Raw genomic sequence first — 26,577 nt, 5'->3', positions numbered from 1 at the left:
TTTTTGAACGTGTTCAAGAGGCCAGGTTCGGTCGAGGAATCGGACAAATAATGGCAGAGTGGCGCACATGAATGATCGGGTAGCGGGTGCCCTGTCACTCCCGGACGACTGGCCCGCCCACCCGGACCTCAGCCTCGCCCTGAATCGCATGGGCAGCTTCGACTGGGACCTCGACAGCGGCCTCATGCACATGGACGAGCCCGCCCTCGAGGTGTTCGACCTCAGCCCCGACGAGTACGACGGCCACCCCGAGGGCCTAGCGGAGCGCGTACCCGCCGACGAGGCGATCCGGCTCGACGGCATGGTCTCGCAGGCACTCAAGAGCGGCCGGAGCAACTACGGCGCCTACTTCCGCAGGATGGCGCGGGACGGGTCGCTGTCCTGGACGCACACCCAGGGCTTCATCCGCCGGGACGACAGCGGGAAGCCCCGCCGCATCATCGGCATCATCCGTGACGCCACCCAGGAGCTCGCCGAATCCACCGCCCGCAGGACCGTGGACGAGGAGCGCCGCCGCCGCACCAGTCTGGTGGAGGGCATCACGGCGGCGCTCGCCCATGCCAGGACGGTCAAGGACGTCACCGAGTTCCTCAAGAGCCCCCGCGGGCTGGCCAACCTGGGCGCCGCCAGCCTCGTCATGGGCCTGCTGGAATCCGGGCGCATCCACATGGTCGCGGACGGTCCCGAGGGTGCCTTCGTGCCGGGCACCCGCTACACGCGCGTCGACGAGCCCTATCCGATGAGTGAGGTGATCCGCACCCTCACCCCCCGCTTCATCGAGACGGCCGAGGACTTCGAGACCTCCTACCCGATCCTGTGGCCGCACATCCGGCACCTGGGGATCACCGCTGCCGCCTATATGCCGCTGATCGCGCAGGCCCGCCCCATCGGCGCCCTCGGGCTGCTCTACGGGGGCAAGGCCGGCTTCACCGGGGACGAACGGAACCTGCTGGTCGCCCTGGGCAGCTCCGTCGCGCAGAGCCTGCAGAGGGCCATGCTCTACGAGCAGGAGCACGATCTCGCCGAAGGGCTCCAGCAGGCGATGCTGCCCCGCCGGATTCCCGAGGTGCCAGGTGCCCAGGTCGCCGTCCGCTACCGTTCGGCACGGCTCGGCCGGGACATCGGAGGGGACTGGTACGACGTCATCCCGTTGCCCGGAGGCAGGACCGGTGCCGTCATCGGTGACGTACAGGGGCACGACACGCACGCCGCCGCCGTCATGGGGCAGCTGAGGATCGTGCTGCGCGCCTACGCGGCCGAAGGGCACAGCCCGGCCACGGTCATGGCGCGGGCGTCCGTCTTCCTGCACGAACTCGACACCGACCGCTTCGCCACCTGTACGTACGCCGAAGCCGATCTGACCACCGGCGTGGTGCAGCTGGTCAGGGCGGGGCACACCGACCCCGCGCTGCGGGAGGCCGACGGGAGCTGTCACAAGCTGCCCGTCGAAGGCGGACTTCCCCTGGGGCTCTCCGCGGAGTTCGGCCGGCTCGAGTACCCCGTCAGCACGGTCGATCTGGACCCGGGGCAGACGATGATCCTCTACACCGACGGCATGGTCGAGCTGCCGGGTACCGACCTCGACGAGGGCCTGCAGCTTCTCGCCGAGACGGTCAGCGAAGGCCCCGAGGACCTGCAGCGGCTGGCCGACCGTCTCTGCGAGGTCGTCGACCAGCGGGGCGGCGAGGACGACATGGCGCTCCTGCTGCTCCGCCGCAACGCGGCCCACGCGCCCCACCCGGGTGGCCGGCTCCAGCAGCACGTCGGACAGAACGACCCGGAGGCCCTCAGCTCCGCCCGGCACATGATCCGCGCGGCGGTACGGGCGTGGGGCGCGAAGGACCGGGCCGACGAGGTGGAGCTCGCGGCCGACGAACTGATCACCAACGCGCTGATGCACACCGACGGCGGTGCCATCGTCACGATCAGGGTGCTCACCGGTCCGGAGCGCCGCCTCAGGGTCGACGTCGAGGACCGCTCCAGCGCGCTGCCCCGCCGCAGGGACGCGGGTGACTCGGGTGTATCGGGCCGGGGGCTCATGCTCGTCGACCGGCTGGCCGACATCTGGGGAGTGGAGTCCCGCGGCAACGGCAAGTGCGTGTGGTGCGAGTTCCTCATCAGCGACCACGGGTAGCGCCGCGGCCCGGACGCCGCAAGACTGTAACAGTACGTAACATGTCCATACTTGACCGTAACCGGTCAGCGGGATTGACTTCGATTCCGCCGTTCCGCTGTCGATGACGCGAGGCCCCGTTGAGTACCGAGCTTCTGGCACCTCTTGATCTGGCTTTCTGGCACCTCGAATCCGATGCCCATCCGATGCACCTCGGGGCTCTCGCCGTCTTCGAGCCTGCCCCCGGCACGGATCCTCAGCACCTGCTCGATCTGCTGGGCTCCCGCGCCGCGGCCATCCCCCGGCTGCGTATGAAGGTCCGCGACGTCCTGCTGCCCGTCGGCGGAGCCGCCTGGGTCACCGACAAGGAGTTCGACGTGCACCGGCACGTCAGGCGGGTGGTGCTCGCCGAGGGCGACTTCATGGCGGAGGCCACCAGGCTCGCCGGTGAACTCATGGAACAGCCGCTCGGACGTGGCCTCCCGCCCTGGCAGATGTACCTCCTCGACAGCCCGGGTGACGGCCCCTTCGCCGTGCTCGTGAAGCTGCACCACGCGCTCGCCGACGGTATGCGGGCTGTGGCGATCGGCGCCGGGATCTTCGACCAGATCGCCTCCGCCGCCGAACGCCGGACGGTGCGCAGACGCGCACCCGTGCCACCCCGGTCCTGGCTGCCCGGCCCGTACGAGGCCGCCGGCATGGCCATGGACCGGCTCGGGGACGTCGGAAGGGCCTTGGGGGTGGGGGCCTCGGTGGTACGCGCCAGCCGACTCGACCTGCGAGCCGCCACCCCGCTGACCGCGCGCTCCAGCGGCACACGAAGGCTGGCGACGGCCGAACTCGACGCGGAGACGGTGCAGATGGTCCGACGTGCCGAGGGAGGGACCGCCAACGACGTCCTCCTCGCCGTCGTCGCGGGCGCCCTGCGCCGATGGATGCTCGAACGCGGCGAGTCGCTGCCGGGCGCCGCTCCCCGTGCCCTGGTCCCGGTCTCCCGGCGCCGTCCCGGCGGAGCGGCCAACGGCAACAAGCTGTCCGGATACCTCCTCGGACTGCCGGTGGGGGAGCAGGACCCCAGGGAGCGTCTGCGCCTGGTGCGCACGGGCATGGACCGCAACAAGGCCGCCGGACCGCTGCGCGGTGCGGGTGCCGTCGCCGTGCTCGCCGATCAGCTGCCCGCGCTGGCCCACCGGTTCGGCGCACCGCTCGCCGGCAGCGCGGCGCGGATGCTCTTCGACATCCTCGTCACCAGCGTGCCGCTGCCCCGCTCCGCCCTGTCGCTCGGCGGGTGCCCGCTGCGCGCCGTCTACCCCATGGCGCCCCTTGCCCGCGGACAGTCACTCGCCGTGGCCCTGTCCACCTACGGAGGGCGGGTTCAGGTCGGACTTGTCGCCGACGGGAAGGCGCTGCCCGACCTCGACCGGCTGGCGTCCGCCGTCCACGACGAACTGCGTGAACTGCGCACACTCCTGCCCAAGGTGCCGGCACCCGCCTGAGCGCCGATCCGGTTCCTATGGTTGACGCGCCCCAGAGATCCGATGAATAGTCCCTCACGGACCATCAGGGATCACCGGCAGGGGCGGCAAGGACATGCGGCGCAGCAGGCTTGGGCACAGCACGGTCGAGATCACCGAGCTCTCCTTCGGAGCGGCGGCCATCGGCAACCTCTTCACCGAGGTCGACCCGGAAGAGGCCGCCGCCACCGTGGCCGCGGCGTGGGACGAGGGTGTCCGCCACTTCGACACCGCGCCGCACTACGGCCTCGGACTCTCCGAACGCCGGCTCGGCGAAGCCCTGAGGGACAAGCCCCGCCACGCGTACACGGTGTCGACGAAGGTGGGCCGGCTGCTCGACCCACTGCCCGCCGAGTCCGCGGCGCGGCAGGGACTCTCCGAGGGGTACGCCGTACCGCACACCCACCGTCGCCGCTGGGACTTCAGCGCGGACGGGATCCGCCGCAGCGTCGAGGACAGCCTCGGGCGCCTCGGTCTCGACCGGATCGACGTCGTACACCTCCACGATCCGGACGACCACGGGGAGGCCGCCTTCCGTGAGGGATACCCCGCGCTGGAGAGGCTGCGCGCCGAAGGCGTGGTCGGAGCCATCGGGGCCGGCATGAACCAGACCGCGATGCTGACCCGCTTCCTGCGCGAGACCGATGTGGACGCGGTCCTCTGCGCGGGCCGCCACACCCTCCTCGACCACGAGGCGCTGGACGAACTGCTGCCGGAGGCCCTGTCCCGCGGACGCGCGGTGATCGTCGGAGGTGTCTTCAACTCGGGGCTGCTCGCCGACCCCCGCCCCGGTGCCACGTACGACTACCAGGCTGCCCCCGCGCCCCTCCTTGAGCAGGCCCTGCGGCTCCGGAGCATCACCGAGAAACACGGAGTCCCGCTGCGCGCCGCCGCCCTGCACCACCCCCTGCGACACCCCGCCGTCGCCGGTGTCCTCGTCGGCGCACGCTCCCCGCGGGAGATACGGGACGCGGCGGCGCAGCTGCGCACGGAGGTCCCGGACGCCCTGTGGGAGGACCTGCGGGCCGAAGGACTGCTGCCGTCCTGACGCGCCGGCTCATCGACGCCCACGACCACGTGCGGGACCTCACGGCGCCTCACCGGCACCACCGCGCCCAGGGCCGTACCGCGCGCGTACGAGTCGCCTGCGGCAGGCTGGAGCCATGCCCGAACTGCCGGAAGTCGAAGCTCTGCGGGACTTCCTCGACGGCCATCTGGTCGGCAAGGAGATCGCCCGCGTCCTCCCGCTCGCGATCAGCGTCATGAAGACGTACGACCCCCCGCCCACCGCTCTGGAGGGCGCCACCGTCACCGCCGTGGCCCGGCGCGGAAAGTTCCTCGACATCACGGCGGGGGAGCTCCACCTGCTCATCCACCTCGCGCGGGCCGGCTGGCTGCGGTGGAAGGACGACTTCCCCGCGACCCCACCACGCCCGGGCAAGGGGCCGCTCGCGCTGCGGACCGTCCTGGCCGGCGGAGATGGGTTCGAACTGACCGAGATGGGCACCACCAAGCGGCTCGCCGTGCACCTCGTCCACGATCCGGCGGACGTCGCCGCGGTGGCCCGCCTCGGACCTGACCCGCTCGCCGACTCCTTCGACCGGGACGCCTTCGCGATGGTGCTGGGAGCGGAACGGCGGCAGATCAAGGGGGCGTTGCGCGACCAGTCCATGATCGCCGGCATCGGGAACGCTTACAGCGACGAGATCCTGCACGTGGCGAAGATGTCTCCGTTCAAACTCACCACGAGCCTCGCCGAGAACGACATCACCCATCTGTACGACGCGATGCGCACCACCCTCCAGGACGCCGTCGAACGCTCCAGGGGCGTCGCCGCGGGACGCCTGAAGGCGGAGAAGAAGAGCGGCATGCGGGTCCACGGCCGTACCGGGGAGCCATGCCCCGTCTGCGGGGACACCGTTCTGGAGGTGTCCTTCAGCGATTCCTCGCTCCAGTACTGCCCCACATGCCAGACCGGCGGGAAGCCGCTCGCGGACCGGCGCACGTCCAAGTTCCTCAAGTAGCCGCGGGGCCTCACCCGTCCGCCCCCGGCATTCCTCCGGTCTACACTCCGGCCTCATGCTGCGCGTACTCGCCGTCGACGACGAAGAACCCGCCTTGGAGGAGCTGCTCTACCTCCTGCGCGCCGATCCGCGCATCCGGAGCGCGGAGGGCGCCACCGGCGCGACCGAGGCGCTGCGCCGCATCGGCGGCGCCGTCGACGCCGGCCCCGAGGACCCCTCGGCCATCGACGTCGTGTTCCTGGACATCCACATGGCCGGGCTGACCGGACTCGACGTCGCCCAGCTCCTGGCCGGGTTCGCGGCGCCCCCGCTCATCGTCTTCGTCACCGCCCACGAGGGGTTCGCCGTGCACGCCTTCGACCTCAAGGCGGTCGACTACGTGCTCAAGCCCGTGCGCCGTGAGCGTCTGGCCGAAGCCGTACGCCGCGTCGCGGAGCAGATCGGAGAGCGCTCCGCCACCGTCCACGACGCGGCGGTCGACCAGATCGCCGTGGAACTCGGCGGGGTCGTCCGCCTCGTCCCCGTCGAGGAGATCGCGTACGCCGAGGCACAGGGTGACTACGCCCGTCTGCACACCTCCACCGGCAGCCATCTCGTGCGGATACCGCTCACCACCCTGGAGGAGCGCTGGCGTTCCAGGGGCTTCGTACGCATCCACCGCCGCCATCTCGTCGCGCTGCACCGGATCGACGAACTCCGTCTCGACGCGGGCAGCATGAGCGTACGGATAGGGGAGGCGGAGCTGGCCGTGAGCCGTCGCCACAGCCGCGCGCTGCGCGACCTGCTGATGCGGCAGACCGGCCGCTGACCAGGCCCTACCGGGCAATGCCCCTTCCCAGCCGCCCTCCGCGCCGCCTACACTCCGGGCCCATGTCCGCAGAGAGCACGCCCCGCCGTGAAGTGGTCACGGGCGAGCCCCGGCGGGTGCGCCCGCTGCCCCGCTACCGCGCCCAGTCGGAGATCGACGAGCAGACCGCCCTGGGCGGTGCGTACGTACGTTCGCTGATGCGCAGCCAGCTGCGCGCCGGACTCACCGCCTTCGCGGTGCTCGCCCTCGTGGCGGGCACCCTGCCCCTGGTCTTCGCGGCGCTGAACAGCGACGCCGTCGTCTGGGCGGTGCTGGGTTTCACCACCTATCCGCCACTCACCCTCGCCGCCTGGTGGTACGTCCGACGCGCGGAGCGCAACGAGAAGGACTTCGCCCGGCTCGTGGAAGGCCTCCCCGCACCGTGAGCGTCTCCGGCCACCCGACGGCGGTGGTGGCGGTCGCCCTGGTGGTCCTGGCCACCGTCCTCGTCGGCGGCTTCGGCCTGCGTATATCCCGCACCACCTCCGACTTCTACGTCGCCTCGCGCACCGTACGCCCGCGGCTCAACGCGGCGGCGATCAGCGGGGAGTACCTCTCCGCGGCCTCGTTCCTCGGCATCGCCGGCCTGGTGCTCGTGCACGGGCCCGACATGCTCTGGTACCCGGTCGGCTACACGGCCGGATACCTCGTCCTGCTGGTGTTCGTCGCCGCCCCGCTGCGCCGCTCGGGGGCGTACACCCTGCCCGACTTCGCCGAAGGGCGTCTCGAGTCACGTCAGGTCCGCCGACTGGTCAGCGTGTTCGTCGTCGGCGCCGGCTGGGTGTACCTGGTGCCGCAACTCCAGGGCGCCGGCCTCACCCTGAAGATCCTCACAGGTGCGCCCGGCTGGCTCGGGGACGTACTCGTGGCATCCGTCGTGGTGGTCGCCGTCGCGGCGGGCGGAATGCGGTCGATCACCTTCGTCCAGGTCTTCCAGTACTGGCTCAAGCTCACCGCGCTGCTCGTGCCCGCGATCTTCCTGGTCCTGGCGTGGCAGGGCGACGGCCGCCCCCGCGTCAGCTTCGACGAACAGGTCTCCGTCTTCCGGGCCGACCATCCGCTCTACGCGACCTACGGACTCATCGTGGCGACCTTCCTCGGAACCATGGGCCTGCCCCATGTGGTGGTCCGCTTCTACACCAGCCCCAACGGCCGCGACGCCCGCCGCACCACCGTCGCCGTCCTCGCCCTGGTGGGCCTCTTCTACCTGCTGCCCCCCGTCTACGGTGCGCTGGGCCGCCTGTACGCACCCGAGTTGATGCACGGCGGCGACGCGGACGCCGCCGTGCTGCTGCTGCCCGCCCGGGTGATCGGAGGCCTCGGGGGTGACCTCCTCGGCGCACTCCTCGCCGGTGGTGCCTTCGCCGCGTTCCTCTCGACGTCCTCCGGACTGACCATGGCCGTCGCCGGAGTGATCACCCAGGACGTCCTGCCCTCGCGCGGCGTACGGCACTTCCGGCTCGCCACCCTCCTCGCCATCGCCGTACCGCTGGCCGGCTCGCTCGTCGTCAGCAGGGTGCCGGTGGCCGACGCCGTCGGGATGGCGTTCGCCGTCTCCGCCTCGTCCTTCTGTCCGCTGCTCGTCCTCGGCATCTGGTGGCGGAGGCTCACCCCGCCGGGGGCGATCGCCGGACTCCTGCTCGGCGGCGGTTCGGCCCTCCTGTCCGTCGCCATCACGGTGAGTGGCGCCGTGCGCCCCCCGGGCTGGCCGCACGCCCTGCTGGCCTGGCCCGCCGTCTGGTCCGTCCCCGTGGGGTTCCTGGCGATGATCCTGGTCTCTCTCGCCACACCCGGGCGCATCCCGCCCGGGACCAACGCCGCGATGACCCGCTTCCATCTGCCCGAAGCGCTCACCACGGGCCGTGGCCGATGACCGGGGCCGGGATCGCCGTCATCGCCGTACTCGCCCTGCTGCTCTTTGGGACGGGCTTCCTGCTCGGCCGCACCGCGCGCCCCAAACGCACCAGCGACGTGGGCACCCCCGTCGAGCACGCCACCTTCGCCACCCTGCACACCGCCTCCCTCGCCGCGCCGCCGCTGCGTGCCGGACTCACGGAGGAGAGCGCGCGGAGGTCGGTGCGCGGCCTGCGTTCCCTGCTGGGCACCGAAGCGCTCTGCCTCACCGACCGGGACAGGGTGCTGGTGTGGGACGGCGAGGGTGAGCACCACGGGAAGGACGTGATGCGGCACGTGCGGACCATGCTCGCCAGCGGGAGGGACACCGCGTTCGACAGCGGCTGCGACGATCTCGACTGCCCGTTGCGCTGGGCGGTCGCCGTCCCGCTGACGGTCGATCACCGGGTCCTGGGCACGCTCGTCGCCTACGCACCCCGGGAGTCCGCCGTGCTGGCCAGGGCGGCGGGGGAAGTGGCACGCTGGGTCTGCGTACAACTGGAACTGGCCGAACTCGACCGCTCCCGTACTCAGCTGATCGAGGCCGAGATCAAGGCGCTGAGAGCCCAGATCTCCCCCCACTTCATCTTCAACTCGCTCGCCGCGATCGCCTCGTTCGTCCGGACGGACCCGGAACGGGCACGTGAACTCCTCCTCGAATTCGCCGACTTCACCCGCTACTCCTTCCGCAGGCACGGGGAGTTCACCACCCTCGCCGACGAACTCCACTCCATCGACCAGTATCTGGCGCTCGCCAGGGCCCGCTTCGGTGAACGGCTCTCGGTGATGCTGCAGGTGGCTCCCGAGGTGCTACCGGTCTCGCTCCCGTTCCTGTGCCTCCAACCGCTGGTCGAGAACGCCGTGAAGCACGGTCTGGAGGGCGCCGGTGTCCCCGCCCGCGCGAGCGACGCGCCCCTGCGCGTCACCATCAGCGCACTGGACGCGGGCGCCGAGGCGGAGGTCGTCATAGAGGACGACGGATCGGGCATGGAGCCCGAGCGCCTGCGGCGGATCCTGCGGGGTAAGGGGGGAGCCTCCGCAGGCATCGGACTGCTGAACGTGGACGAGCGCCTTCGCCAGGTGTACGGCGACGACTACGGCCTGGTGATCGAGACCGGCGTCGGGGCGGGCATGAGGATCACCGTCCGGCTCCCCAAGTACCGTGCGGGAGTGCACGGTTCGTAAGCCGTAACCTCGCTCCGAGGGTGACCGCGGCTCAGTACAGATGGACGGCCAGATGGCCGAGCGGCAGTCCGAGCTGCCAGGCGGGCGTCCACACCTGCGCCTCGCCCTCGCCCTCGTCCTCCTCGTCGGGCGGCGGCCAGCCCTGCGGGCCGACCGCGTCCAGGTCCGCGGCCAGCATCTCGGTCTCCTCCAGCCACCGCCAGGCCGCACGGGCGAGGGCGAGGTCGGGGTCCGCGACCCCCGGGGGCGTCGTCGGGCGTTCCAACGCCTCCAGCCTCGCGCAGACCCACCGTCTCCAGGCGGCTCCGTAGGCCGTGAGCAGCCTGAGCTCGTCCACCCGGGCCGCCGGCAGGTCCTGGGCCGCCGCGCCGTCGGAGAGGAAGATGGTGAGGGCGAGGGCGTCGCGCCCTGCCCTGTACTCCAAGGTCGCCGGCTCCATCAGGTCGCCGGTGACCAGCATCTCGTCGGCGATGTACTCGGAGTACATCCAGGCCATCGGGACCAGCAGCCCGGCCCCGCCGGTTCCTTCGTGATGTTCGGGACGCATCCCGTCTCGCCTCTTTCGTCGACTCGGTTCCGGGCCACACGCAGCATTGAACCGGGGACGCCCACTCCGCGTGGGCAGAAGAGCAGGATCCGTCGGGAGATTCGAGGTGCGATGACCGCCGACCGCGGCGACGACCCGCACGTGCGTACACTGCTGGGCGCCTATGTCCTCGATGCCCTCGATGAGGGGGAGAGCGGTGCCGTGTCCCGCCATGTCCAGCGGTGCCCGGCGTGCGCCGAGGCCTATGTGGAGGTGACGGAGGCCGTGTCGCTGCTGGCCCTGCTCAGACTGGACGACCTGCTGGAGTAGCCCGTCAGGGTGCGGCTCAGAACACGTAGCGCGTAGTACGAACGGGATTTGACGGTACCGGCGGGTATACCCAGGGTCTGCGCGGTCTCGTGGACGCTGAGTCCCCGGAAGTAGATCTGCACCAGCACCGCCCGGTGCTCCGGGCTGAGCGTGCGCACGGCATCGCGTACGTCGAGCGCGTGAACCGCCGCGTCCGCGGTGTCCTCCGCGGCGGGGGTGCACTCCAGCACGGCGTCGCTGACCTCCGGCGGCCGCGCCTGACGGGACCTGCGGGCGTCGATGGCCAGCCGTCGGGCGACGGTGAAGAGCCAGGGGCGCATCGAGTCGTACGGTGCGTCGAAAGCCTCGGGGTGCTGCCAGGCCCGCACCAGGGTCTCCTGTGCGAGGTCTTCCGCCCTCTGCCGGTCGCCGAACGTCAGACCCAGCAGGAAGTGCAGGAGCGCCGGCCCGTGGTCCCGCTGCAGGTCCGCGAGGGCCCGCTCATCGGTCGTCACCGTGGTCATCATGAACGTCCTTTCCCTGAGAGGCCCCTGACGCCTCGCTCCCGCCTCGCGTATACGAACGCATCACGGCACGGGGGAACAGGCGATGCGCCGAGACGTGCGCCGAGCGGTCGCACGGAGCGACGAGTGGTGCGGCGAACGGTCGGCAGGTGGCATTGCGGCCGATTCAGGTACTTGGAGTCCTTTGTCCTTGACTCGCATATATGAATATATGTGTAGTCGGATGGCCGGAATCATCCGAACTGGGAGTCGTACAGATGGCGAAGCGCATCCGACCGGGCACGGCGATCATGGTCGCGGGCCTGCTGGCCACCGCGACGGCCTGCGCCGGCGAGCCGACCTCGACTCCCGGCTTCGCCGGACGGCACCTCCCGGCCGAGCGCGGAGCGCACGGTGCCGGCGCCGGGGTGAATGACGGCGCCGGGTCCTTCACGCTGCTCGCGTCGGGAGCCATCCTCCCGGACACCTCGCTGATCGACAGGGCGGCCGTCGACGGAGGTGGCGACGGCTACGACTTCCGCCCGATGCTCAAGGGCGCCGCGTCCGCCGTCTCGGCAGCCGACCTGGCGATCTGTCACATGGACACGGTGACCGGACAGCAGGGCGGCCCGTACACGGGCCCGCCGTCCTACCGGACGCCCCCCGAGCTGGCGACCGCACTGCGTGACACCGGCTACGACTCCTGCTCCACCGCCTCCGACCACACCCTCGACGACGGGGCGCAGGGCGTACGGCGCACCCTCGACGCGCTGGACCGCGCGGGCGTCGCCCACTCCGGATCCGCCCGCTCCGCCGAGGACGCGTCCCGCCCCGTCCTGCTGAAGGCCGGCAAGGGGGCGGACGCCGCGAAGGTCGCCCACCTCGCCTACACCTACGGCACCAGCGGCCCGCTGCCCGCCGGGCAGCCCTGGGCTGTCGACGTGATCGACCGGGACCGGATCGTGGCGGACGCCAGGGCTGCCCGCAAGGCGGGCGCCGACGTGGTCGTCGTCTCCCTGCACTGGGGCACCGAATGGCAGGACGCCCCTGACGCCGCCCAGACCGGCCTCGGCCGTGAACTCACCGCGTCACGAACCGGTGAACGCCCCGACATCGACCTGATCCTCGGCACTCACACGCACGTCCCTCAGGCGTACGAGAAGGTCAACGGCACCTGGGTCGTCTACGGCCTGGGTGACCAGGTGGCGGGTTCCGCAGGCCAGGACGGAGTCCAGGACCAGCGCGCCCACGAGAGCTCGATGAGCCGGTTCACCTTCGAGCCACCGGCAGGCCAGGGGGAGCGATGGACCGTCAGGAAGGCCGAGTTCGTCCCGGCGTGGTTCGACACGGCGGCGGGCCGCATCGTACGTCCGGAGGGCACCACGTCCGCCGGGAATGAGGGGGCCGGGGGTCCCGGAGGGATCCGGGACCGGATCCACCGTGCGGTCCTCAGCCGTGGCGCGGGCCAGGACGGCCTCACCGCCGGTCGCTGAGATCCGCCCTCCCGCGGTCGTCACGGCACCACGGTGACCGGCCACCGCCCGGCCTTCACGAGACGGACGGCCACCGAGCCGACGAAACGGTGCCCCGCGGACTCCGACGCGCCCACCACCACCGCGTCCGCCTTCAGTTCGTCCGCGGCCGTGACGAGTCCGTTGTACGGATCACCGTGGAACGTGTGGAACTCCCATCGGACGTTCCATATGTCCTTGAGCCTTTCGGTCGCCGCCCTGATCTCGTTCACCAGCCCCTCGGCGACCTCCTCCGTCGTCCCGGTGACCGGGGCTCCCAGAGCGGCACCCGCTGCCATCACGGGCTGGACGTAGACGAGGGCGAGCATCGCGTTCTGCCGCCGCGCCAGGCCCGCCGCATAGGCCGCGGCGCGCATCGAGGACTCGGATCCGTCGATACCCGCCACGATCACCTTGGGCCCGTCGGTGCCGCGCTCGAATCGGTGGTGCTGCTGCTCCGTCACGGGCCCGAGAGTATCCCCTCGCAGGTCAAGGGCCCCGGGCGCCTCCGTCGAAGGACGAATCGCCGTCGGACACTCCATCCATCGGGTGCAAAACGGAGCATCTCCGGTGTCGGCGGCCGCCGGAGGCGTGGCTCCGTGCGAGCAGTTGGTCATGAATGATGATCAGCTTCCAGTGGACCGCCGCACACTGCTGCGTTTCTCCCTCGCCCTGGGGGCCGCCGGAGCCGTGCACCTGATCGCGGCGGATCCGGCCGGCACTCCGGTCCGTCCCGGCGGTGAGCCTCCGGCACCGGCCGCAGGCCCACCGGCGCGGGTTCAGGCGGGCCCGGGTTCCTACCGGCTGCGGCCCATGACCTCGAACACCGCACCCCGCTTCCAGCCCGCACCGCCGCCCGTCCGAACCCGGCCGTTCGAGGAACTGCCCGAACTGGGCCGCGATGCCATGGTGCTGACCTTCGACGACGGTCCCGACCCCCGGTACACGCCCCAGATCCTCTCCACGCTGCGCAGACACTCCGTCCGGGCGATGTTCTTCGTCTGCGGCGAGATGGTGGCCGACAACCCCGACCTCCTCAAGCAGATGGCGGACGACGGCCATGTGGTCGGCAACCACACCTGGTCGCACCCGCTCATCCCGAAGCTCTCCCGTGCGGCGATCCGCGACGAACTGGGCAGCACCAGCGAGGTGATCGAGAAGACGCTGGGGGCTCCGCCGCTGTGGTACCGGGCGCCCTACGGTGCCTGGAACCGCAACTCGTTCGAGATCGGCGCCTCGCTGGGGATGGAGCCGATGGCCTGGACCGTCGACACGCTCGACTGGACCGAGCCCGGGACCGCCACCATCGTCCGCCGGGTCGAGAAGGGCGCCGCGCCCGGCGTCGTGGTGCTGTCCCACGACGCGGGCGGCAACCGTTCGCAGAGCGTCGCGGCCCTGCGGCGCTATCTGCCGGCGCTTCTGGAGAGGGGTTTCAGGCCGACCGTCCCGCACCGCAGCTGACGTGGGTCCGCCGTCCGGCTATCGGGTCTCGATCAGCCGGGCGAAGACCACCACGTTCCCGTCGTACCCCTCGGCCTTGGTGTAGCCCCCACCGCAGGTGATCACCCTCAGCTCGGCGTATCCGGTGTCGCCGTACACCCGCGGACCGGGGAAGTCGTTCTTGGCGAAGACCTCGACGCCGTAGATCTCGAACACCGCGACACGGTCGTCGTAGCGGGCGACTTCGATCTGCTGCCCCTTGCTGAGCGAGCCCAGGCCGTAGAAGACCGCGGGGCCGGCCAGGTTGTCGACGTGGCCGACCATCACGGACGTCCCACGCTGACCGGGGGCGATGCCGTTCTGGTACCAGCCCGCGAGGTTGGAGTCCTGGGCGGGCGGTGCCTCGATCCACCCGGCCGGATCCAGATTCACGTCCACGACGGGGGCGTCGACCTCGATCGACGGGATCTGGATGCGCGAGACGGGGGCGTAGGGGAGCGGCTGTACGGGCTCGCCCTCGGCAGGGGCGGACACGGCCGAGTCACGCGAGCCGACCACGGAAGCCGCCGCGGCCGGTTGCGGGGGCCCCGGAGACGTCTCGACACCGTTGCGCATGAGCGCCAGCCCGGTGAGCATCACCAGGGCGATCGCGCCCCACGGTGTACGTCTGCTCCGCTCGGCGCCCCACTGGTCCCGGCCCATGGTTCTCCCTTCGTCGCGACAGCGCCACGCTAGGCGCGGGTCCGTGCGGCGGCGATCAGAGCGGGGCGAACGGGTGGCGGAGAACCGGAGCGGTCGACGACTGCCGCTCACGGAGTAATGAGCGGATAAAACTTCTGACGGTCCGTGACCTGCGGCTCCGTCAGATCCTGTGCTCCACCTGCGGCGTGTCGCATCGCCCGGTGGGGCGGTGCCGAAATGCGACACCGGAGTCACGTGGTGATGGTTCGTCATGGGACGCGTTCTCGTCGACGATCCCGGAGAGCAGACTCCGGGGCGCTTCCCGCTGGAGGTTCGAAGATGCGTGCTTCACGCGCTCTCGCGGTGACCGCGACCGCATTCGCGGCAGTCGGGCTCGCCGCACCGCTGGCCGCCGCAGGAGGCGGCCCCGGCAGCAACCCGAGTAACTTCCCGACCAACGTCACCGTCGATCCGTCCTCGGTCTTCCAGGGCGCCACGATGCAGATCAGCGCGGAGGGCTGCGGCCGCTCCGGCGGGCGGGTGTGGTCGAACGCCTTCCCGACGGTGAACCTGTCGCCGGGCCGGGTCGGCTATGCCACCGCGCGTATCCGGGACAACGCGACGCCCGGGCGGTACAGCCTGTCCGTGCGCTGCAACGACAGCGACAACAACTTCGGTGGCGACCGCGGCCAGGGCGGCGACGGTGGCGACCGCGGCCAGGGCGGCGACCGTGGTCAGGGCGGCCAGGGCGGCCAGGGTGGCAACGGCGGCCAGGGTGGCAACGGCGGCCAGGGTGGCAACGGCGGCCAGGGTGGCAACGGCGGTCAGGGTGGCAACGGCGGTCAGGGTGGCAACGGCGGCGACCCGGTCGCCACTGCCCGCTTCACCGTGCTTCCGTCCCGTGGCGCGCAGGGCGGGCTCGGTGGCTCCATGGGGCCGAGCTCACTCGAGATGCAGGTCGGTGGCGGCCTCGTCGCGGCAGCGGCCGTCGGCGGAGCCGTCTTCGTGGTCCGTCGCCGGATGAGCAATGCGGCGATCTGACGCGTCCGACCTCCTGCCCGGCCCGATACGCCCGTCGCCCCGAGTCCTGAACCAGGACCCGGGGCGACTGTCGTGCGTCCGTAGGGGACCGCGAGTCGTCAGTGCTGACGGCTCGTACGCCGCTTGCGAAGGAAATAGAAGGCGCCGGCGGAGGCGACCGCGACCATGGCCGAGCCGGCCGCGATCTCCGCCGGGTCCAGTGTGTCGACGCTGCCACCCAGGCCGCCGAGAACGCCGCTCGGGGACGCCGTCGAACTCGTGGTCGGGGCGGTGGTGGGAGAGCTGGTGGCACCGCTCGTGATGGTCAGGTTCGCCGACCGCGTCGTGGTGCCGCAGCGGAACGTCACCTCGTAGACCGCACCCCGTCGGGCATCCCGGTCGACCGTGGCGGTCGCCGATCGCCCGCTGGGGATGGTGGTGGTGTCGAACACGCCTGAGAACGCGGTCGCGTCGGTGGTGCACCCCATGGCGCCCAGCGTGACCTGGCCGCCCGGAGCCACCGTCGACGGGGTGATCGTCGGGGTGAAATTGGTGGACGTACCGCCGTTGAGCGAATCGGCCGACGCGGCCGGTGCCGTCAGGATGACGGCGGCGGCGCCCAGCAGGGCGACGGGTGCGACACGTATCGCGCGCATGGTGAATCCTCCGGGTCCCGAGGGGCAGCCGCGGAACGGTATCCGCGAGGTAGGGGAGATGCACCTCGATGCCCGAAACGCTAGAAGTGGCTCATATCACCCGCTATCGGGGTCAGGCGAATGGGGCAGCCTTGTCCCCCGGCCGGCGGACGGCCGAGGGCGGTCGGAGGTACGGGCGGTCCGGTCCGGGCGGCCCCTGCCGGAGTCGCGGGCCTGCCGCGGATTCCGGGACAGCCCTCAGCCCCCCGTCGCGTGCGGGAACAGGTCCAGGAACGGGGCGGTGGTGGCCGAGATGCCCCGCCCGAAGGGGGCGTCGAAGTCCCAGATCAGGAACAGCAGGAAGGCGATCAGCACACTGAAGAGTCCCGCCAGCAGCAGCTCGCGGAATGTTCTGCGGATCTGCAGTGTGAAGATCATCCCGACGGTGACCACGGCCCCGGTGATCAGACCGAACCAGACGACACCCGGCATGGTCGCGCCCGCGTTCTGCCCGCGGGACCCGCGGGCGTCGTCGACGGCGGCCACCTGGTCCACCAGGGGCTGGTAGGCCTGCCCTTCGTGATCCGTCCTGGGCACGTAGTCCGTGACGTCGGCACGCACCTTGTCGAGCAGTTCGGTGCCCTTCTCCGTGAGGGCGCCGTGATCCGTCATGTACCTCCACTCGTCGCCCACGACGTGGGTCACGTACGCGTCGACGTCACCCCGGATGCGGTCACGGACCTCGACCGGGTACACCGAGGCCCGCGCGCTCACCTCGTGCAGGGCCTGGGCCTCCAGGCGTACCGACTCCTGGGCGGCGCTACGGCCCTCCCAGACGCCCGCGATCGCCAGGCCCAGCACGATCGCGTAGACCACGCCGATCATCATCGTCATGTACTCGATGACGTCGGGTGTTTCGGACGGATCGTCGTCCTCGGGGATGCGGCGGTTGCTGATGACCGCGGTGGTCAGGACGACGGCGCAGGCGGACGCCATCGCGATGGTGAGAACAAGCCATTCCGACATGAGTTCCCTTCTTCGGTCAGCGGGAGGAGCGCGGGCGGAGGACGGCCACGGCGAAGACGGCCGGCGCGGTGATCAGGAGGGTCAGGGAGACGATGGACGGGCCGCTCCGGGGGACCTTGCGCGGAGGCTTCCGGTAGGTGGGCAGCGCGACCGGCTCCGGTGCCGGTGGCGTGGGCCGGACCGTGGGCCGGGGCGGTGCGGGTTCCGGTTCGGGCGGCGCCGGGGCGGGGGGAGGCGGCGGAGGGGGTGGAGGGGGTGGAGGAGGCGGCGGTGGCGGTGGTGGCGGTGGCGGAGGAGGGGGTGGTGGTGGTGGAGGCGGAGGCGCGGGTTCTGGTTCGGGCTCGGCGATGACCGCCCCGCACCGTCCCTCGCCCGCCACCGCGATGGACGACCCGCCGTCCCCCTGTCCGATGGAGGCGACCGCGCAGTCGTCGCCGGCGGCCGGCAGGGGTACCGCGAGCAGCAGGAGGAGGGTGGCGGCCGTCAGCCGCCATATGCGTGATCCGTACACGCCGGGGAGCATGTTCCCCGCAGTCCTGGCACACGCGGCCAGGCGAGCCGATTCGCCTGATGGTGGGGACCTTCGGTGATCGGGGTTTGGGGCGGACGAAACCTTTTCGGCCCTGACGTGAACAACGGACCTCCTCCGGGACGTACCTAGGGCCACCGAAGACGCGGACGCGTCGCGGAAGGTGAAGGACGACGGGAGTCGACATGAAAACCTGGCGGAACGCCTCGCTCGCGGTGACGGCAGCGGCCCTCCTGGCGTTGACGACGGCGTGCGGTCAGGGGGAGGGAGACGTGTCCCCGAGAGGCCAGGCTGTGGGCAACGCCGCCCCCGCCGAGGGTGGCTACGGCTCGGACGGGGGATACGGTGCGGGCTCGGTCGGTGCCGGTGCTTCGAAAGCGGCCGGTCAGCTCGCGGTGTGGGACAGCGGCGAACTGGGCAAGGTGCTGACCGACAGTGAGGGTTTCACCCTCTACCGGTTCGACAAGGACAGCGCCGAACCGCCGAAGTCGAATTGCGACGGTGATTGCGCGAAGGCGTGGCCGCCGGTGCCGGCCGAAGAGGCCACGGCCGCAGCCGGCACCGGAGCCGAAGTGATCGGACGGGTCAGCCGGGCGGACGGAAGCCAACAGCTGACCGTCGGCGGCTGGCCCATGTACCGGTATGCCGAGGACTCGAGCCCGGGTGAGGCCAAAGGGCAGGGGGTCGGCGGCACATGGTTCGCGGCGGCGCCGGACGGAAAGAAGGCGACGCCCGACGCGGACGGATCAGCCGACGGCACCCGGGCGGGCACTTCCGGACTTTCGGTCCGGCAGGATCCGGAACTCGGAGAGATCGTCGTCGACAAGCGGGGCATGACCGTTTACCGCTTCAAGAAGGACTCGGCCTGGCCGATGAAGTCGGCCTGCACGGGAGCGTGTCTGAAGAAGTGGCCGGTTGTCGCCCCGGTGTCCCGGAATGACGTCGATGGCGTCACCACGAAGGGATTCGTCACCTTCGACCGCCCGGACGGAATCCGCCAGCAGTCCATCGATTGCTGGCCCGTCTACACCTTCTCGGGTGACGAGAAGCCTGGGGACACCAACGGGCAGGGAGTCGGGGGCACATGGTACGCGGTCACTCCCGACGCGAAGCTCGCCGGATCCCCCAAGTAGTTCCCGGCGAAGGCCTGGTGGTACCGGTCCGTCGTCGATTGCGCACAGTGGGCGACGGACCCGCTTGATCACGCCTGCGCTGTGTGACCAATAACGGATCTCTAATTTCCGTTTCCACTCGCTCTCCTGGCGGTCGATCAGTAGCCTCTGGTCCACACTGACCATGAACATGGCCGGATCGCCGTGGCGACTTGTTGGAGACATCGATGGAGCGACCCGCCTGGGCACCGCAGGGCATTGACATCTCGGTGCCGAGCGTGTCTCGAATGTACGACTTCTACCTGGGCGGTTCGCACAATTTCGAGGTGGACAGGGAAGCGGCCCGTAAGGCCATGGAGTTCATGCCTGGCCTGCCCAAGGTCATGCAGGCGAATCGCGCCTTTATGCGGCGGGCCGTGCGGTACGCCGTCGATTCGGGTGTGAAGCAGTTCCTGGACATCGGGTCCGGGATACCCACCTTCGGCAATGTCCACGAGGTCGCCCAGGCCGCCGACGCGGAGGCCCGTATCGCCTACGTCGACCACGACTCGGTCGCGGTCGCACACAGCCAGGCGGTACTCGAGGGCAACGACCGGGCGGTCATCGCCGCCGCCGACCTGCGCAAGCCCCGGGAGATCCTGGAGCACCCCGACGTCAACGGACTCCTCGACATGGACAAGCCGGTCGCACTGCTGCTGGTGGCGGTCCTGCACTTCGTCGAGGACGCGGACGAACCGAATGCCGCGGTCGCGGAACTCCGTGACGCGCTCGCTCCGGGCAGCCTGCTGATCCTCACCCACGCCGCCTACGAGGGGATCCCGCTCAGCCAGGAGGAAGCGGGCGGGACCGTCGGCGTCTACCGCGACATCCGCAGCCCCCTCATCATGCGTTCACGCGCCGAGATCAGCCGGTTCTTCGACGGCTACGAGATGGTCGAGCCCGGCCTCGTCGCCATGCCCCAGTGGCGTCCCGAGTCCCCGGAGGCACTCGCTCAGGAGGACCCGTTCGCCTACTCGGGCTTCGCCGGGGTTGGACGCAAGGCGTGAGCATTCCCGCCCAGCCGTCCGGCACGCCGGACGCGGAACCGGACGGCCCGGAAGGGAGGCTCCGGAGATTCGCCACCATATGGAGCCGGGCGATCTTCCCGTCCACAGCCACCTCCATGACCCGCCCGGAGTTCGAGGAGCATCTGCTGCCGCTCGCCCGGGAGCTCAGCTCGATCCTGCACGAGCGGCCGTTCGACGCCGGCCCCGCGCACAAGGTCGGAGCCGCCCTGGTCGACGCCCACTGCACGGATCCCGACGCCCTGAGCTCCACGCTCGGCGTCGTCGACTCGTACCTCGTCCTCTACTGCGGGGGCAACGGCCCCGTGGAGCTGTCGACCGAGGACAGCAGGGCCCGGTGCGCGCGGATCCAGCACGCCCTCGCAGGGGGGTTCAGCCAGGCGCTGCGCGAACGCACCCGCATGGAGCAGGAGGCGATCGCCCGCTCGGCGCTCACCGCCCGTACGCACGCCGAACAGGCACTGCACGCCACCGAGGCGCGCTTCCGGGCCGTGTTCAAGGACGCCGCGATCGGAATCGGCATAGCCGACCTCGACGGGAACATCCTGGAGATCAACGACACCCTCACGCGAATGTTCGGCGGCCTGGAGAACCACGTCCGCAGCCACAAGGTCAACGAGTGGGTGCACCCCGAGGACTCGCCGTACGTGTGGAAGTACTACGACGAGCTCGTCCGCGGGGAACGCGAGCACTACAGCGTGGAGAAGCCGTACTACCGCAACGACGGCACCGTCCTGTGGACCAACCTCACCGTGTCCCTGCTGCGTGATGCCGAGGGACGGCCCGAGTACCAGCTAGCCCTGATGGAGGACACCACCGAGCGCCGCCTGCTCAATCTGAGGCTGCGTTACGAGGCCACCCACGACGCGCTCACGGGCCTGCCCAACCGGACGCTGTTCTTCGAGCGGCTGGAGAAGGCCCTCGCCCCGAGGGAGGGCATGCGCTTCGGACTCTGCTACCTCGACCTCGACGGCTTCAAGGCCATCAACGACAGCCTGGGCCACGCGGCGGGGGACCGGCTCCTGGTCGAGGTCTCGGACCGGCTGCAAGGCTGCGCGACAGCGCCCGGCGAGATGGTCGCCCGGCTCGGCGGCGACGAGTTCGTGGCCCTCACCACCGGCCCGCGCACCCAGGACGAGGTGCACGACATGGCCGGGCGCATCCTCTCGGCCCTGGCCACGCCCATCCGTCTCGACGGGCGGGAGCTGACGGTGCGCGGCTCCATAGGTGTCGTCGAAGGACCGTCGGGCGAACGCACGGCGGCCGAGGTGCTGCGCAGCGCCGACATCACGATGTACCGGGCCAAGGCGGCGGGCGGGAACCGCTTCGCCCTCGCGGACGCCGAGGCCGATGCCCGGGCCATCACCCGCCACGGGCTCACCACCGCTCTGCCCGCCGCGCTGGACCGGGGAGAGTTCTTCATCGAGTACCAGCCTCTCGTGCACCTCGGTGACGGAAGCGTCCACGGGGCCGAGGCGCTGGTGCGCTGGTGCCATCCGCAGCACGGAGTGCTGGGGCCCGACCGGTTCATCCCGCTCGCGGAGCACACCGGACTGATCGTGCCCCTCGGCAGGTGGGTGCTCGAGGAGTCCGTCCGCCAGGCGAACTTCTGGCAGAAGCGGCACACCGACGGCGGCCCGCTGCGGATCAACGTCAACCTCTCACCGACCCAGCTGCACCACCCGAGTCTGGTCGCCGAGACCGTGGACGTGCTGGAACGCTCCGGGCTCGACCCCGGAGCGCTCTGCCTGGAGGTGACGGAGTCCGCGCTCATCGGCGCCGACGACGATCTGCTCAAACCGCTCAGGCAGCTTGCGGAGATGGGTGTCGACATCGCCCTGGACGACTTCGGGACCGGCTACTCGAATCTGGCGAACCTGCGGCGGCTCCCGGTGAGCGTGCTCAAGCTGGACCGCTCCTTCACCCAGGGCATGCAGCACCATCCGGCCGACCCGGTCGACCTGAAGATCGTCGAGGGCATCGTCTCGCTCGCCCACAGCCTCGACCTCGCCGTCACAGTGGAAGGCGTGGAGACCGGGGCGCAGGCCGAGCAACTGCGCGCGCTGGGCTGTGACACCGCTCAGGGCTGGTACTACGCACGGCCCGGCGCCCCGGACATGATCCACTCGCTGCTGCTGGCCGACGCGGTCTGACGGGGGACGCCCTCAGCCGCCGGAACGGCTCTGCTTTCCGGCGGCCGGGGGCGCGGCGGGGGGTCCCGCTCCCAGGAGCATGCGCTGCAGCTCGCGGGCCGCGCGCGGCGGTTCCACGTCGCTGCGGTGCGCGAGTGCGATGGTCCGGCTCAGTCCCGGGGAGGCGAGCCGGGTCGTGCGCAGGTCCTGGCCGGCGCGTACGGCGACCATCCGGGGAACCACGGCGATCCCGAGGCCGGCGCGTACGAAGCCGAGCACGGCGTCCATCTCGCCGCCCTCCACCGTGAACGACGGCTCGAACCCCTCCGCGCGGCAGGCGGCGACGGTGAGCTCACGGAGGTCGTAGCCGTGCCGGAACATCACCAGCGGCTCGTTCTCGAGATCCGCGACGCGCATGCTTCCCTTCCGCCCGGGTGCGGGACGCGAGGAAGCGGACACGACGACGAGGTCCTCGTGCAGCAGCTCCACGGTGGTGAGCGCCGGTGAAGCGGCGGGCAGCGGCAGGACGAGCAGCGCCAGGTCCAGGGCGCCCCGGGCGAGCTGCCGGACCAGGTCGTGGGAGCCGCCCTCCTCGATCAGCAGCCGGATCCCGGGATGCGCGGCGTGGAAGGCCCGCAGCACGTCCGGCAGCAGGCCCGTGCAGACGCTCGGAGTCGCTCCGAGCCTGATCCGCCCCCGGCGCAGCTGCACCAGTTCCTGCACCTCGTGCCGCGCGGTGTCGGCGTCCGCGAGAATCCTGCGCGCCAGGGGAAGCAGCGCCTCTCCCGCGTCGGTCAGCGTGATGTTCCCGCGGGCCCGGCTGAACAGCTCCGCGCCCAGCTCGCTCTCCAGGGCCTTGATCTGCTGGGAGAGGGACGGCTGCGAGACATGCACCTCCTCGGCGGCCCGGGTGAAGTGCCTGGCCTCGGCCACGGCCACGAAATAGGCGAGCTGCTGGAAGTGCACGCGACCCACCCTAGCGGCGACGATAGGAAATACCTATGGAGATCAGACGTTCCATGTCTTGGACTGATCGCACCTCCCGGTTCTAGCGTCGTGTCCATGGCATTGGCAACGCGGACGGACCGACGGCCGTCCATGACGCGTACGCTCTGGGGCTCGTCCGTCGGCAAGAAGACGATCATGGCTGTGAGCGGCCTGATCATGCTCGGGTACCTGGTGGTCCACATGCTGGGCAACCTGAAGATCTTCTTCGGACCGGACGAGTTCAACCACTACGCGCACTGGCTCCGGACGATCGGAGAGCCCTTCCTGCACTACGAGTGGGCACTCTGGATCATCCGTCTGGTGCTCGTCGCAGCCGTCGTCCTGCACGCCGTGTCCGCCTACCAGCTGAGCCGCCGTGACATCAGGGCGCGGCCGACGGCGTACGTCCACAAGAAGGCCCGTTCCAGCTACGCCACACGGACCATGCGCTACGGCGGTGTCATCCTCGGGCTGTTCATCGTCTGGCACATCCTGGACCTCACCACCGGCACCGTGCACCCCGGGGGATTCCAGTCGGGGCATCCCTACCAGAACGTGCTCGACACCTTCTCCACCTGGTACGGCAACGTCGTCTACATCGCCGCCGTGGTCGCTCTGGGGCTGCACGTCCGGCACGGATTCTGGAGTGCGGCGCAGACGCTCGGTGTGGGCAGCGCGACCCGGGACCGGGTCCTGAAGGCGCTCGCCAATGTCCTCGCAGTGGTGCTGACGGCCGGCTTCGTCTCCGTGCCCGTCGCCGTGATGACCGGAGTGGTGAGCTGAATGACCGACTACACGAACTACCGCACCGGTGCGCCCCTGGCCGATGCCAAGGCCCCCGAAGGTCCGGTCGCCGAGCGCTGGGACACCCGCCGCTTCCAGGCGAAGCTCGTCAACCCGGCCAACCGCCGCAAGCACACCGTCATCGTCGTCGGTACCGGTCTCGCCGGCGGTTCGGCCGGCGCCACCCTGGCCGAACAGGGCTACCACGTGGTCCAGTTCTGTTTCCAGGACTCCCCGAGGCGCGCGCACTCCGTCGCGGCGCAGGGCGGCATCAACGCGGCGAAGAACTACCGCAACGACGGTGACTCGGTTCACCGGCTCTTCTACGACACGGTGAAGGGCGGCGACTTCCGCGCCCGCGAGTCCAACGTGCACCGACTGGCCCAGATCTCCGTCGAGATCATCGACCAGTGCGTCGCCCAGGGCGTTCCCTTCGCACGCGAGTACGGAGGCCTCCTCGACAACCGCTCCTTCGGCGGTGTGCAGGTCTCCCGCACCTTCTACGCCCGCGGCCAGACGGGCCAGCAACTCCTGCTCGGCGCCTATCAGGCGCTCTCCCGCCAGATCGCTGCGGGCAATGTGGAGCTCCACTCCCGCACGGAGATGCTCGACCTGATCGTCGTCGACGGCAAGGCCCGTGGCATCGTGGCCCGCGACCTCGTCACGGGGAGGATCGACACCTACTTCGCCGACGCGGTCGTCCTGGCCAGCGGCGGCTACGGCAACGTCTTCTACCTGTCGACCAACGCCATGAACTCCAACGCCACCGCGATCTGGCGTGCCCACCGGCGCGGCGCCTACTTCGCCAACCCCTGCTTCACCCAGATCCACCCCACCTGCATCCCGCGCACCGGCGACCACCAGTCGAAGCTGACCCTGATGAGCGAGTCGCTGCGCAACGACGGACGCATCTGGGTCCCCAAGGCCAAGGGCGACGACCGCCCCGCCAACCAGATCCCCGAGGACGAACGGGACTATTACCTCGAGCGCATCTACCCCGCCTTCGGCAACCTCGTCCCCCGCGACATCGCCTCCCGCGCCGCGAAGAACGTCTGCGACGAGGGCCGGGGCGTCGGCCCCGGCGGCCAGGGTGTCTACCTCGACTTCGCCGAGGCCATCGCCCGGATGGGCCGCAAGAAGGTCGAGGAGAAGTACGGCAACCTCTTCGACATGTACGCCCGGATCACCGCGGAGAACCCCTACGAGACCCCCATGCGGATCTACCCCGCCGTGCACTACACCATGGGCGGTCTCTGGGTCGACTACGACCTCCAGACCACGATCCCCGGCCTCTTCGCCATCGGCGAGGCCAACTTCTCCGACCACGGCGCCAACCGGCTCGGTGCCTCCGCGCTGATGCAGGGGCTCGCCGACGGCTACTTCGTCCTGCCGTCGACCATCAACGACTATCTAGCCCGCAATCCGCACGCCGAAGCGGTCGACGCCGACCACCCGGCGGTCACCGAGGCCCTCGCCGAGACCGAGGACCGGCTCAACCTGCTCCTCTCCGTCGACGGGGACCGCACCCCCGACTCCTTCCACCGCGAGATCGGTGAACTGATGTGGGAGTTCTGCGGGATGGCCCGCACCGAGGAAGGGCTCCGCACGGCTCTCGACCGCATCCCGCGGATCCGCGAGGAGTTCTGGCGCCGGGTCAAGGTGCCCGGCACCGGCGAGGAGTTCAACCAGTCGCTGGAGAAGGCCAACCGGGTGGTCGACTACCTGGAGCTCGCCGAACTCATGTGCCTCGACGCCCTGCACCGAGCCGAGTCCTGCGGCGGCCACTTCCGTGAGGAGTCGCAAACCCCGGACGGCGAGGCCGCCCGGCGGGACGAGGAGTTCTCCTACGCCGCCGCCTGGGAGTTCGGCGGCCCGGACGAAGCCCCCGTACTGCACAAGGAAGACCTCGTCTTCGAGTACGTCCACCCCACTCAGCGGAGCTACGCATGAAGCTCACCCTGCGCGTCTGGCGCCAGAAGAACGCCGAGGCGCCCGGCGCCATGGCCACCTACGAAGTCGACGGCATCTCACAGGACATGTCGTTCCTGGAGATGCTCGACACCCTCAACGAGGAGCTCATCCTCGGCGGGGACGAGCCCGTGGCCTTCGACCACGACTGCCGCGAGGGCATCTGCGGTGCCTGCAGTCTCGTCATCAACGGCGACGCCCACGGGCCCGAGAGGACCACCACCTGCCAGCTGCACATGCGGTCCTTCGACGACGGCGACACCATCGACATCGAGCCGTGGCGCGCCTCGGCCTTCCCCGTCGTCAAGGACCTCGTCGTCGACCGCTCCTCCTTCGACCGCATCATCCAGGCCGGCGGATACATCTCGGCCCCCACCGGAACGGCCCCGGACGCACACGCCACACCTGTGCCCAAGCCGGACGCCGACTCGGCCTTCGAGCACGCCGAGTGCATCGGCTGCGGTGCCTGCGTCGCCGCCTGCCCCAACGGTTCAGCGATGCTGTTCACCTCCGCCAAGGTCAACCACCTGAACGTGCTGCCGCAGGGCGCTCCCGAGAGGGAGACCCGTGTCCTCGACATGGTCGCCACCATGGACGAGGAGGGCTTCGGCGGCTGCACCCTCACCGGTGAGTGCGCCACGGCCTGCCCCAAGGGCATCCCGCTGCCGTCGATCACCGCCATGAACAAGGAATGGCTGCGGGCCAACCGCAAGGTCCGCCGCTGACCCCGCCGTGGCCCCCGGCACCGGGGGCCACGGCGTAAGCGAGCCCGGCA

Annotated in this window: 25 protein-coding genes; 18 read left to right on the top strand and 7 right to left on the bottom strand. The window is 70.5% G+C overall.

Features of this window, described 5'->3' with window-relative positions:
* The first annotated feature begins 67 nt into the window (after nt 1-67).
* The 8 genes from ACGFNN_RS23155 (at nt 68) to ACGFNN_RS23120 (ending at nt 9,576) form a co-directional block, all read left to right on the top strand.
* Nucleotides 68-2,134, top strand: a complete 2,067-nt coding sequence (locus ACGFNN_RS23155) for a SpoIIE family protein phosphatase (RefSeq protein WP_393558543.1) — start codon at nt 68-70, stop codon at nt 2,132-2,134.
* 119 nt (nt 2,135-2,253) lie between these two features.
* Nucleotides 2,254-3,609 carry a wax ester/triacylglycerol synthase family O-acyltransferase gene (locus tag ACGFNN_RS23150; RefSeq protein WP_393558541.1) on the top strand — a complete coding sequence of 452 codons (1,356 nt, stop codon included), beginning with the start codon at nt 2,254-2,256 and terminating at the stop codon, nt 3,607-3,609.
* Nucleotides 3,610-3,703: 94 nt separating this feature from the next.
* Nucleotides 3,704-4,675, top strand: coding sequence for an aldo/keto reductase (locus ACGFNN_RS23145; protein ID WP_393558539.1), 972 nt, complete (start codon nt 3,704-3,706; stop codon nt 4,673-4,675).
* Nucleotides 4,676-4,790: 115 nt separating this feature from the next.
* Complete coding sequence (locus ACGFNN_RS23140; RefSeq protein ID WP_393558537.1) at nt 4,791-5,651, top strand: Fpg/Nei family DNA glycosylase; 861 nt, start codon at nt 4,791-4,793, stop codon at nt 5,649-5,651.
* 55 nt (nt 5,652-5,706) lie between these two features.
* Nucleotides 5,707-6,459, top strand: a complete 753-nt coding sequence (locus ACGFNN_RS23135; RefSeq protein WP_362553864.1) for a LytTR family DNA-binding domain-containing protein — start codon at nt 5,707-5,709, stop codon at nt 6,457-6,459.
* 62 nt (nt 6,460-6,521) lie between these two features.
* Complete coding sequence (locus tag ACGFNN_RS23130) at nt 6,522-6,884, top strand: hypothetical protein (RefSeq protein WP_362553867.1); 363 nt, start codon at nt 6,522-6,524, stop codon at nt 6,882-6,884.
* Nucleotides 6,881-8,371 (top strand): cation acetate symporter, encoded by a 1,491-nt coding sequence (locus tag ACGFNN_RS23125; protein ID WP_393558535.1) that lies wholly within the window; start codon nt 6,881-6,883, stop codon nt 8,369-8,371. Before ACGFNN_RS23130 ends, ACGFNN_RS23125 begins: the two co-directional genes overlap by 4 nt.
* Nucleotides 8,368-9,576, top strand: coding sequence for a sensor histidine kinase (locus tag ACGFNN_RS23120; protein WP_393558533.1), 1,209 nt, complete (start codon nt 8,368-8,370; stop codon nt 9,574-9,576). Before ACGFNN_RS23125 ends, ACGFNN_RS23120 begins: the two co-directional genes overlap by 4 nt.
* 31 nt (nt 9,577-9,607) lie before the next feature.
* Here the strand turns inward: ACGFNN_RS23120 and ACGFNN_RS23115 are convergent, their stop codons facing one another.
* On the bottom strand, nt 9,608-10,123 hold the full coding sequence (locus ACGFNN_RS23115; RefSeq protein WP_393558531.1) for a hypothetical protein: 516 nt from the start codon (nt 10,121-10,123) through the stop codon (nt 9,608-9,610).
* Nucleotides 10,124-10,234: 111 nt separating this feature from the next.
* Between ACGFNN_RS23115 and ACGFNN_RS23110 the strand changes: the two genes are divergently transcribed.
* The gene (locus ACGFNN_RS23110; RefSeq protein WP_393558529.1) at nt 10,235-10,432 is read left to right on the top strand and encodes a zf-HC2 domain-containing protein; all 198 of its coding nucleotides are present in this window, start codon (nt 10,235-10,237) and stop codon (nt 10,430-10,432) included.
* Here ACGFNN_RS23110 and ACGFNN_RS23105 read toward each other — a convergent pair.
* A complete protein-coding gene (locus ACGFNN_RS23105; protein ID WP_393558527.1) occupies nt 10,366-10,938 on the bottom strand; it encodes a sigma-70 family RNA polymerase sigma factor in 573 nt (190 codons plus the stop codon). The two genes, ACGFNN_RS23110 and ACGFNN_RS23105, sit on opposite strands and share 67 nt — an antisense overlap.
* A 254-nt stretch (nt 10,939-11,192) precedes the next feature.
* Here ACGFNN_RS23105 and ACGFNN_RS23100 point away from each other — a divergent pair, with 254 nt between their 5' ends.
* On the top strand, nt 11,193-12,407 hold the full coding sequence (locus ACGFNN_RS23100; RefSeq protein WP_393558525.1) for a CapA family protein: 1,215 nt from the start codon (nt 11,193-11,195) through the stop codon (nt 12,405-12,407).
* 20 nt (nt 12,408-12,427) lie between these two features.
* Here ACGFNN_RS23100 and ACGFNN_RS23095 read toward each other — a convergent pair whose 3' ends face one another.
* Nucleotides 12,428-12,889 carry a universal stress protein gene (locus tag ACGFNN_RS23095; RefSeq protein ID WP_362553888.1) on the bottom strand — a complete coding sequence of 154 codons (462 nt, stop codon included), beginning with the start codon at nt 12,887-12,889 and terminating at the stop codon, nt 12,428-12,430.
* Nucleotides 12,890-13,040: 151 nt separating this feature from the next.
* Here ACGFNN_RS23095 and ACGFNN_RS23090 point away from each other — a divergent pair, with 151 nt between their 5' ends.
* The gene (locus ACGFNN_RS23090; protein WP_393558523.1) at nt 13,041-13,886 is read left to right on the top strand and encodes a polysaccharide deacetylase family protein; all 846 of its coding nucleotides are present in this window, start codon (nt 13,041-13,043) and stop codon (nt 13,884-13,886) included.
* A gap of 18 nt (nt 13,887-13,904) precedes the next feature.
* Here the strand turns inward: ACGFNN_RS23090 and ACGFNN_RS23085 are convergent, their stop codons facing one another.
* Nucleotides 13,905-14,567 (bottom strand): class F sortase, encoded by a 663-nt coding sequence (locus tag ACGFNN_RS23085; RefSeq protein ID WP_393558521.1) that lies wholly within the window; start codon nt 14,565-14,567, stop codon nt 13,905-13,907.
* Nucleotides 14,568-14,885: 318 nt separating this feature from the next.
* Between ACGFNN_RS23085 and ACGFNN_RS23080 the strand changes: the two genes are divergently transcribed.
* Nucleotides 14,886-15,587, top strand: coding sequence for a hypothetical protein (locus tag ACGFNN_RS23080; RefSeq protein ID WP_393558520.1), 702 nt, complete (start codon nt 14,886-14,888; stop codon nt 15,585-15,587).
* Nucleotides 15,588-15,685: 98 nt separating this feature from the next.
* On the opposite strand, the gene ACGFNN_RS23075 is transcribed toward ACGFNN_RS23080, so the two are convergent.
* Together ACGFNN_RS23075 and ACGFNN_RS23070 are read right to left on the bottom strand one after the other, a co-directional pair.
* Nucleotides 15,686-16,222 carry a hypothetical protein gene (locus ACGFNN_RS23075; RefSeq protein ID WP_362667340.1) on the bottom strand — a complete coding sequence of 179 codons (537 nt, stop codon included), beginning with the start codon at nt 16,220-16,222 and terminating at the stop codon, nt 15,686-15,688.
* 237 nt (nt 16,223-16,459) lie between these two features.
* Nucleotides 16,460-17,227, bottom strand: a complete 768-nt coding sequence (locus ACGFNN_RS23070) for a hypothetical protein (protein WP_393558518.1) — start codon at nt 17,225-17,227, stop codon at nt 16,460-16,462.
* Between the two features lie 714 nt (nt 17,228-17,941).
* On the opposite strand from ACGFNN_RS23070, the gene ACGFNN_RS23065 reads away from it, so the two are divergent.
* The 3 genes from ACGFNN_RS23065 to ACGFNN_RS23055 all read left to right on the top strand — a co-directional run bounded on the left by ACGFNN_RS23065 (nt 17,942) and on the right by ACGFNN_RS23055 (nt 22,085).
* Nucleotides 17,942-18,889 carry an SCO0930 family lipoprotein gene (locus ACGFNN_RS23065; RefSeq protein WP_393558516.1) on the top strand — a complete coding sequence of 316 codons (948 nt, stop codon included), beginning with the start codon at nt 17,942-17,944 and terminating at the stop codon, nt 18,887-18,889.
* 206 nt (nt 18,890-19,095) lie between these two features.
* Entirely contained in the window at nt 19,096-19,914 is an 819-nt protein-coding gene (locus ACGFNN_RS23060; protein WP_362553909.1) for an SAM-dependent methyltransferase, read from the top strand.
* On the top strand, nt 19,911-22,085 hold the full coding sequence (locus tag ACGFNN_RS23055; RefSeq protein WP_362553912.1) for an EAL domain-containing protein: 2,175 nt from the start codon (nt 19,911-19,913) through the stop codon (nt 22,083-22,085). Before ACGFNN_RS23060 ends, ACGFNN_RS23055 begins: the two co-directional genes overlap by 4 nt.
* Nucleotides 22,086-22,097: 12 nt before the next feature.
* On the opposite strand, the gene ACGFNN_RS23050 is transcribed toward ACGFNN_RS23055, so the two are convergent.
* Nucleotides 22,098-23,030, bottom strand: coding sequence for a LysR family transcriptional regulator (locus tag ACGFNN_RS23050; RefSeq protein WP_393558514.1), 933 nt, complete (start codon nt 23,028-23,030; stop codon nt 22,098-22,100).
* A gap of 96 nt (nt 23,031-23,126) precedes the next feature.
* On the opposite strand from ACGFNN_RS23050, the gene ACGFNN_RS23045 reads away from it, so the two are divergent.
* The 3 genes from ACGFNN_RS23045 to ACGFNN_RS23035 are packed head-to-tail and all read left to right on the top strand — an operon-like array spanning nt 23,127 to nt 26,527.
* Nucleotides 23,127-23,834 carry a succinate dehydrogenase gene (locus ACGFNN_RS23045; protein ID WP_393558512.1) on the top strand — a complete coding sequence of 236 codons (708 nt, stop codon included), beginning with the start codon at nt 23,127-23,129 and terminating at the stop codon, nt 23,832-23,834.
* Nucleotides 23,835-25,784, top strand: a complete 1,950-nt coding sequence (locus ACGFNN_RS23040; RefSeq protein ID WP_393558510.1) for a fumarate reductase/succinate dehydrogenase flavoprotein subunit — start codon at nt 23,835-23,837, stop codon at nt 25,782-25,784.
* The gene (locus ACGFNN_RS23035) at nt 25,781-26,527 is read left to right on the top strand and encodes a succinate dehydrogenase/fumarate reductase iron-sulfur subunit (RefSeq protein WP_362667323.1); all 747 of its coding nucleotides are present in this window, start codon (nt 25,781-25,783) and stop codon (nt 26,525-26,527) included. Before ACGFNN_RS23040 ends, ACGFNN_RS23035 begins: the two co-directional genes overlap by 4 nt.
* The last annotated feature ends 50 nt before the right edge of the window (nt 26,528-26,577 follow it).

The sequence above is a fragment of the Streptomyces sp. NPDC048590 genome (assembly GCF_043199535.1).
Classification (GTDB): domain Bacteria; phylum Actinomycetota; class Actinomycetes; order Streptomycetales; family Streptomycetaceae; genus Streptomyces.
This window is presented reverse-complemented; position numbering and strand designations above follow the sequence as displayed.

What these genes read in the sequence shown, in the direction of transcription:
- ACGFNN_RS23155 (WP_393558543.1), top strand. Translation starts at nt 68, where the DNA reads ATGAATGATCGGGTAGCGGGTGCCCTGTCACTCCCGGACGACTGGCCC.
- ACGFNN_RS23145 (WP_393558539.1), top strand. Translation starts at nt 3,704, where the DNA reads ATGCGGCGCAGCAGGCTTGGGCACAGCACGGTCGAGATCACCGAGCTC.
- ACGFNN_RS23140 (WP_393558537.1), top strand. Translation starts at nt 4,791, where the DNA reads ATGCCCGAACTGCCGGAAGTCGAAGCTCTGCGGGACTTCCTCGACGGC.
- ACGFNN_RS23135 (WP_362553864.1), top strand. Translation starts at nt 5,707, where the DNA reads ATGCTGCGCGTACTCGCCGTCGACGACGAAGAACCCGCCTTGGAGGAG.
- ACGFNN_RS23130 (WP_362553867.1), top strand. Translation starts at nt 6,522, where the DNA reads ATGTCCGCAGAGAGCACGCCCCGCCGTGAAGTGGTCACGGGCGAGCCC.
- ACGFNN_RS23120 (WP_393558533.1), top strand. Translation starts at nt 8,368, where the DNA reads ATGACCGGGGCCGGGATCGCCGTCATCGCCGTACTCGCCCTGCTGCTC.
- ACGFNN_RS23115 (WP_393558531.1), bottom strand. Translation starts at nt 10,123, where the DNA reads ATGCGTCCCGAACATCACGAAGGAACCGGCGGGGCCGGGCTGCTGGTC.
- ACGFNN_RS23110 (WP_393558529.1), top strand. Translation starts at nt 10,235, where the DNA reads ATGACCGCCGACCGCGGCGACGACCCGCACGTGCGTACACTGCTGGGC.
- ACGFNN_RS23105 (WP_393558527.1), bottom strand. Translation starts at nt 10,938, where the DNA reads ATGATGACCACGGTGACGACCGATGAGCGGGCCCTCGCGGACCTGCAG.
- ACGFNN_RS23100 (WP_393558525.1), top strand. Translation starts at nt 11,193, where the DNA reads ATGGCGAAGCGCATCCGACCGGGCACGGCGATCATGGTCGCGGGCCTG.
- ACGFNN_RS23090 (WP_393558523.1), top strand. Translation starts at nt 13,041, where the DNA reads ATGAATGATGATCAGCTTCCAGTGGACCGCCGCACACTGCTGCGTTTC.
- ACGFNN_RS23085 (WP_393558521.1), bottom strand. Translation starts at nt 14,567, where the DNA reads ATGGGCCGGGACCAGTGGGGCGCCGAGCGGAGCAGACGTACACCGTGG.
- ACGFNN_RS23080 (WP_393558520.1), top strand. Translation starts at nt 14,886, where the DNA reads ATGCGTGCTTCACGCGCTCTCGCGGTGACCGCGACCGCATTCGCGGCA.
- ACGFNN_RS23075 (WP_362667340.1), bottom strand. Translation starts at nt 16,222, where the DNA reads ATGCGCGCGATACGTGTCGCACCCGTCGCCCTGCTGGGCGCCGCCGCC.
- ACGFNN_RS23070 (WP_393558518.1), bottom strand. Translation starts at nt 17,227, where the DNA reads ATGTCGGAATGGCTTGTTCTCACCATCGCGATGGCGTCCGCCTGCGCC.
- ACGFNN_RS23065 (WP_393558516.1), top strand. Translation starts at nt 17,942, where the DNA reads ATGAAAACCTGGCGGAACGCCTCGCTCGCGGTGACGGCAGCGGCCCTC.
- ACGFNN_RS23060 (WP_362553909.1), top strand. Translation starts at nt 19,096, where the DNA reads ATGGAGCGACCCGCCTGGGCACCGCAGGGCATTGACATCTCGGTGCCG.
- ACGFNN_RS23045 (WP_393558512.1), top strand. Translation starts at nt 23,127, where the DNA reads ATGGCATTGGCAACGCGGACGGACCGACGGCCGTCCATGACGCGTACG.
- ACGFNN_RS23040 (WP_393558510.1), top strand. Translation starts at nt 23,835, where the DNA reads ATGACCGACTACACGAACTACCGCACCGGTGCGCCCCTGGCCGATGCC.
- ACGFNN_RS23035 (WP_362667323.1), top strand. Translation starts at nt 25,781, where the DNA reads ATGAAGCTCACCCTGCGCGTCTGGCGCCAGAAGAACGCCGAGGCGCCC.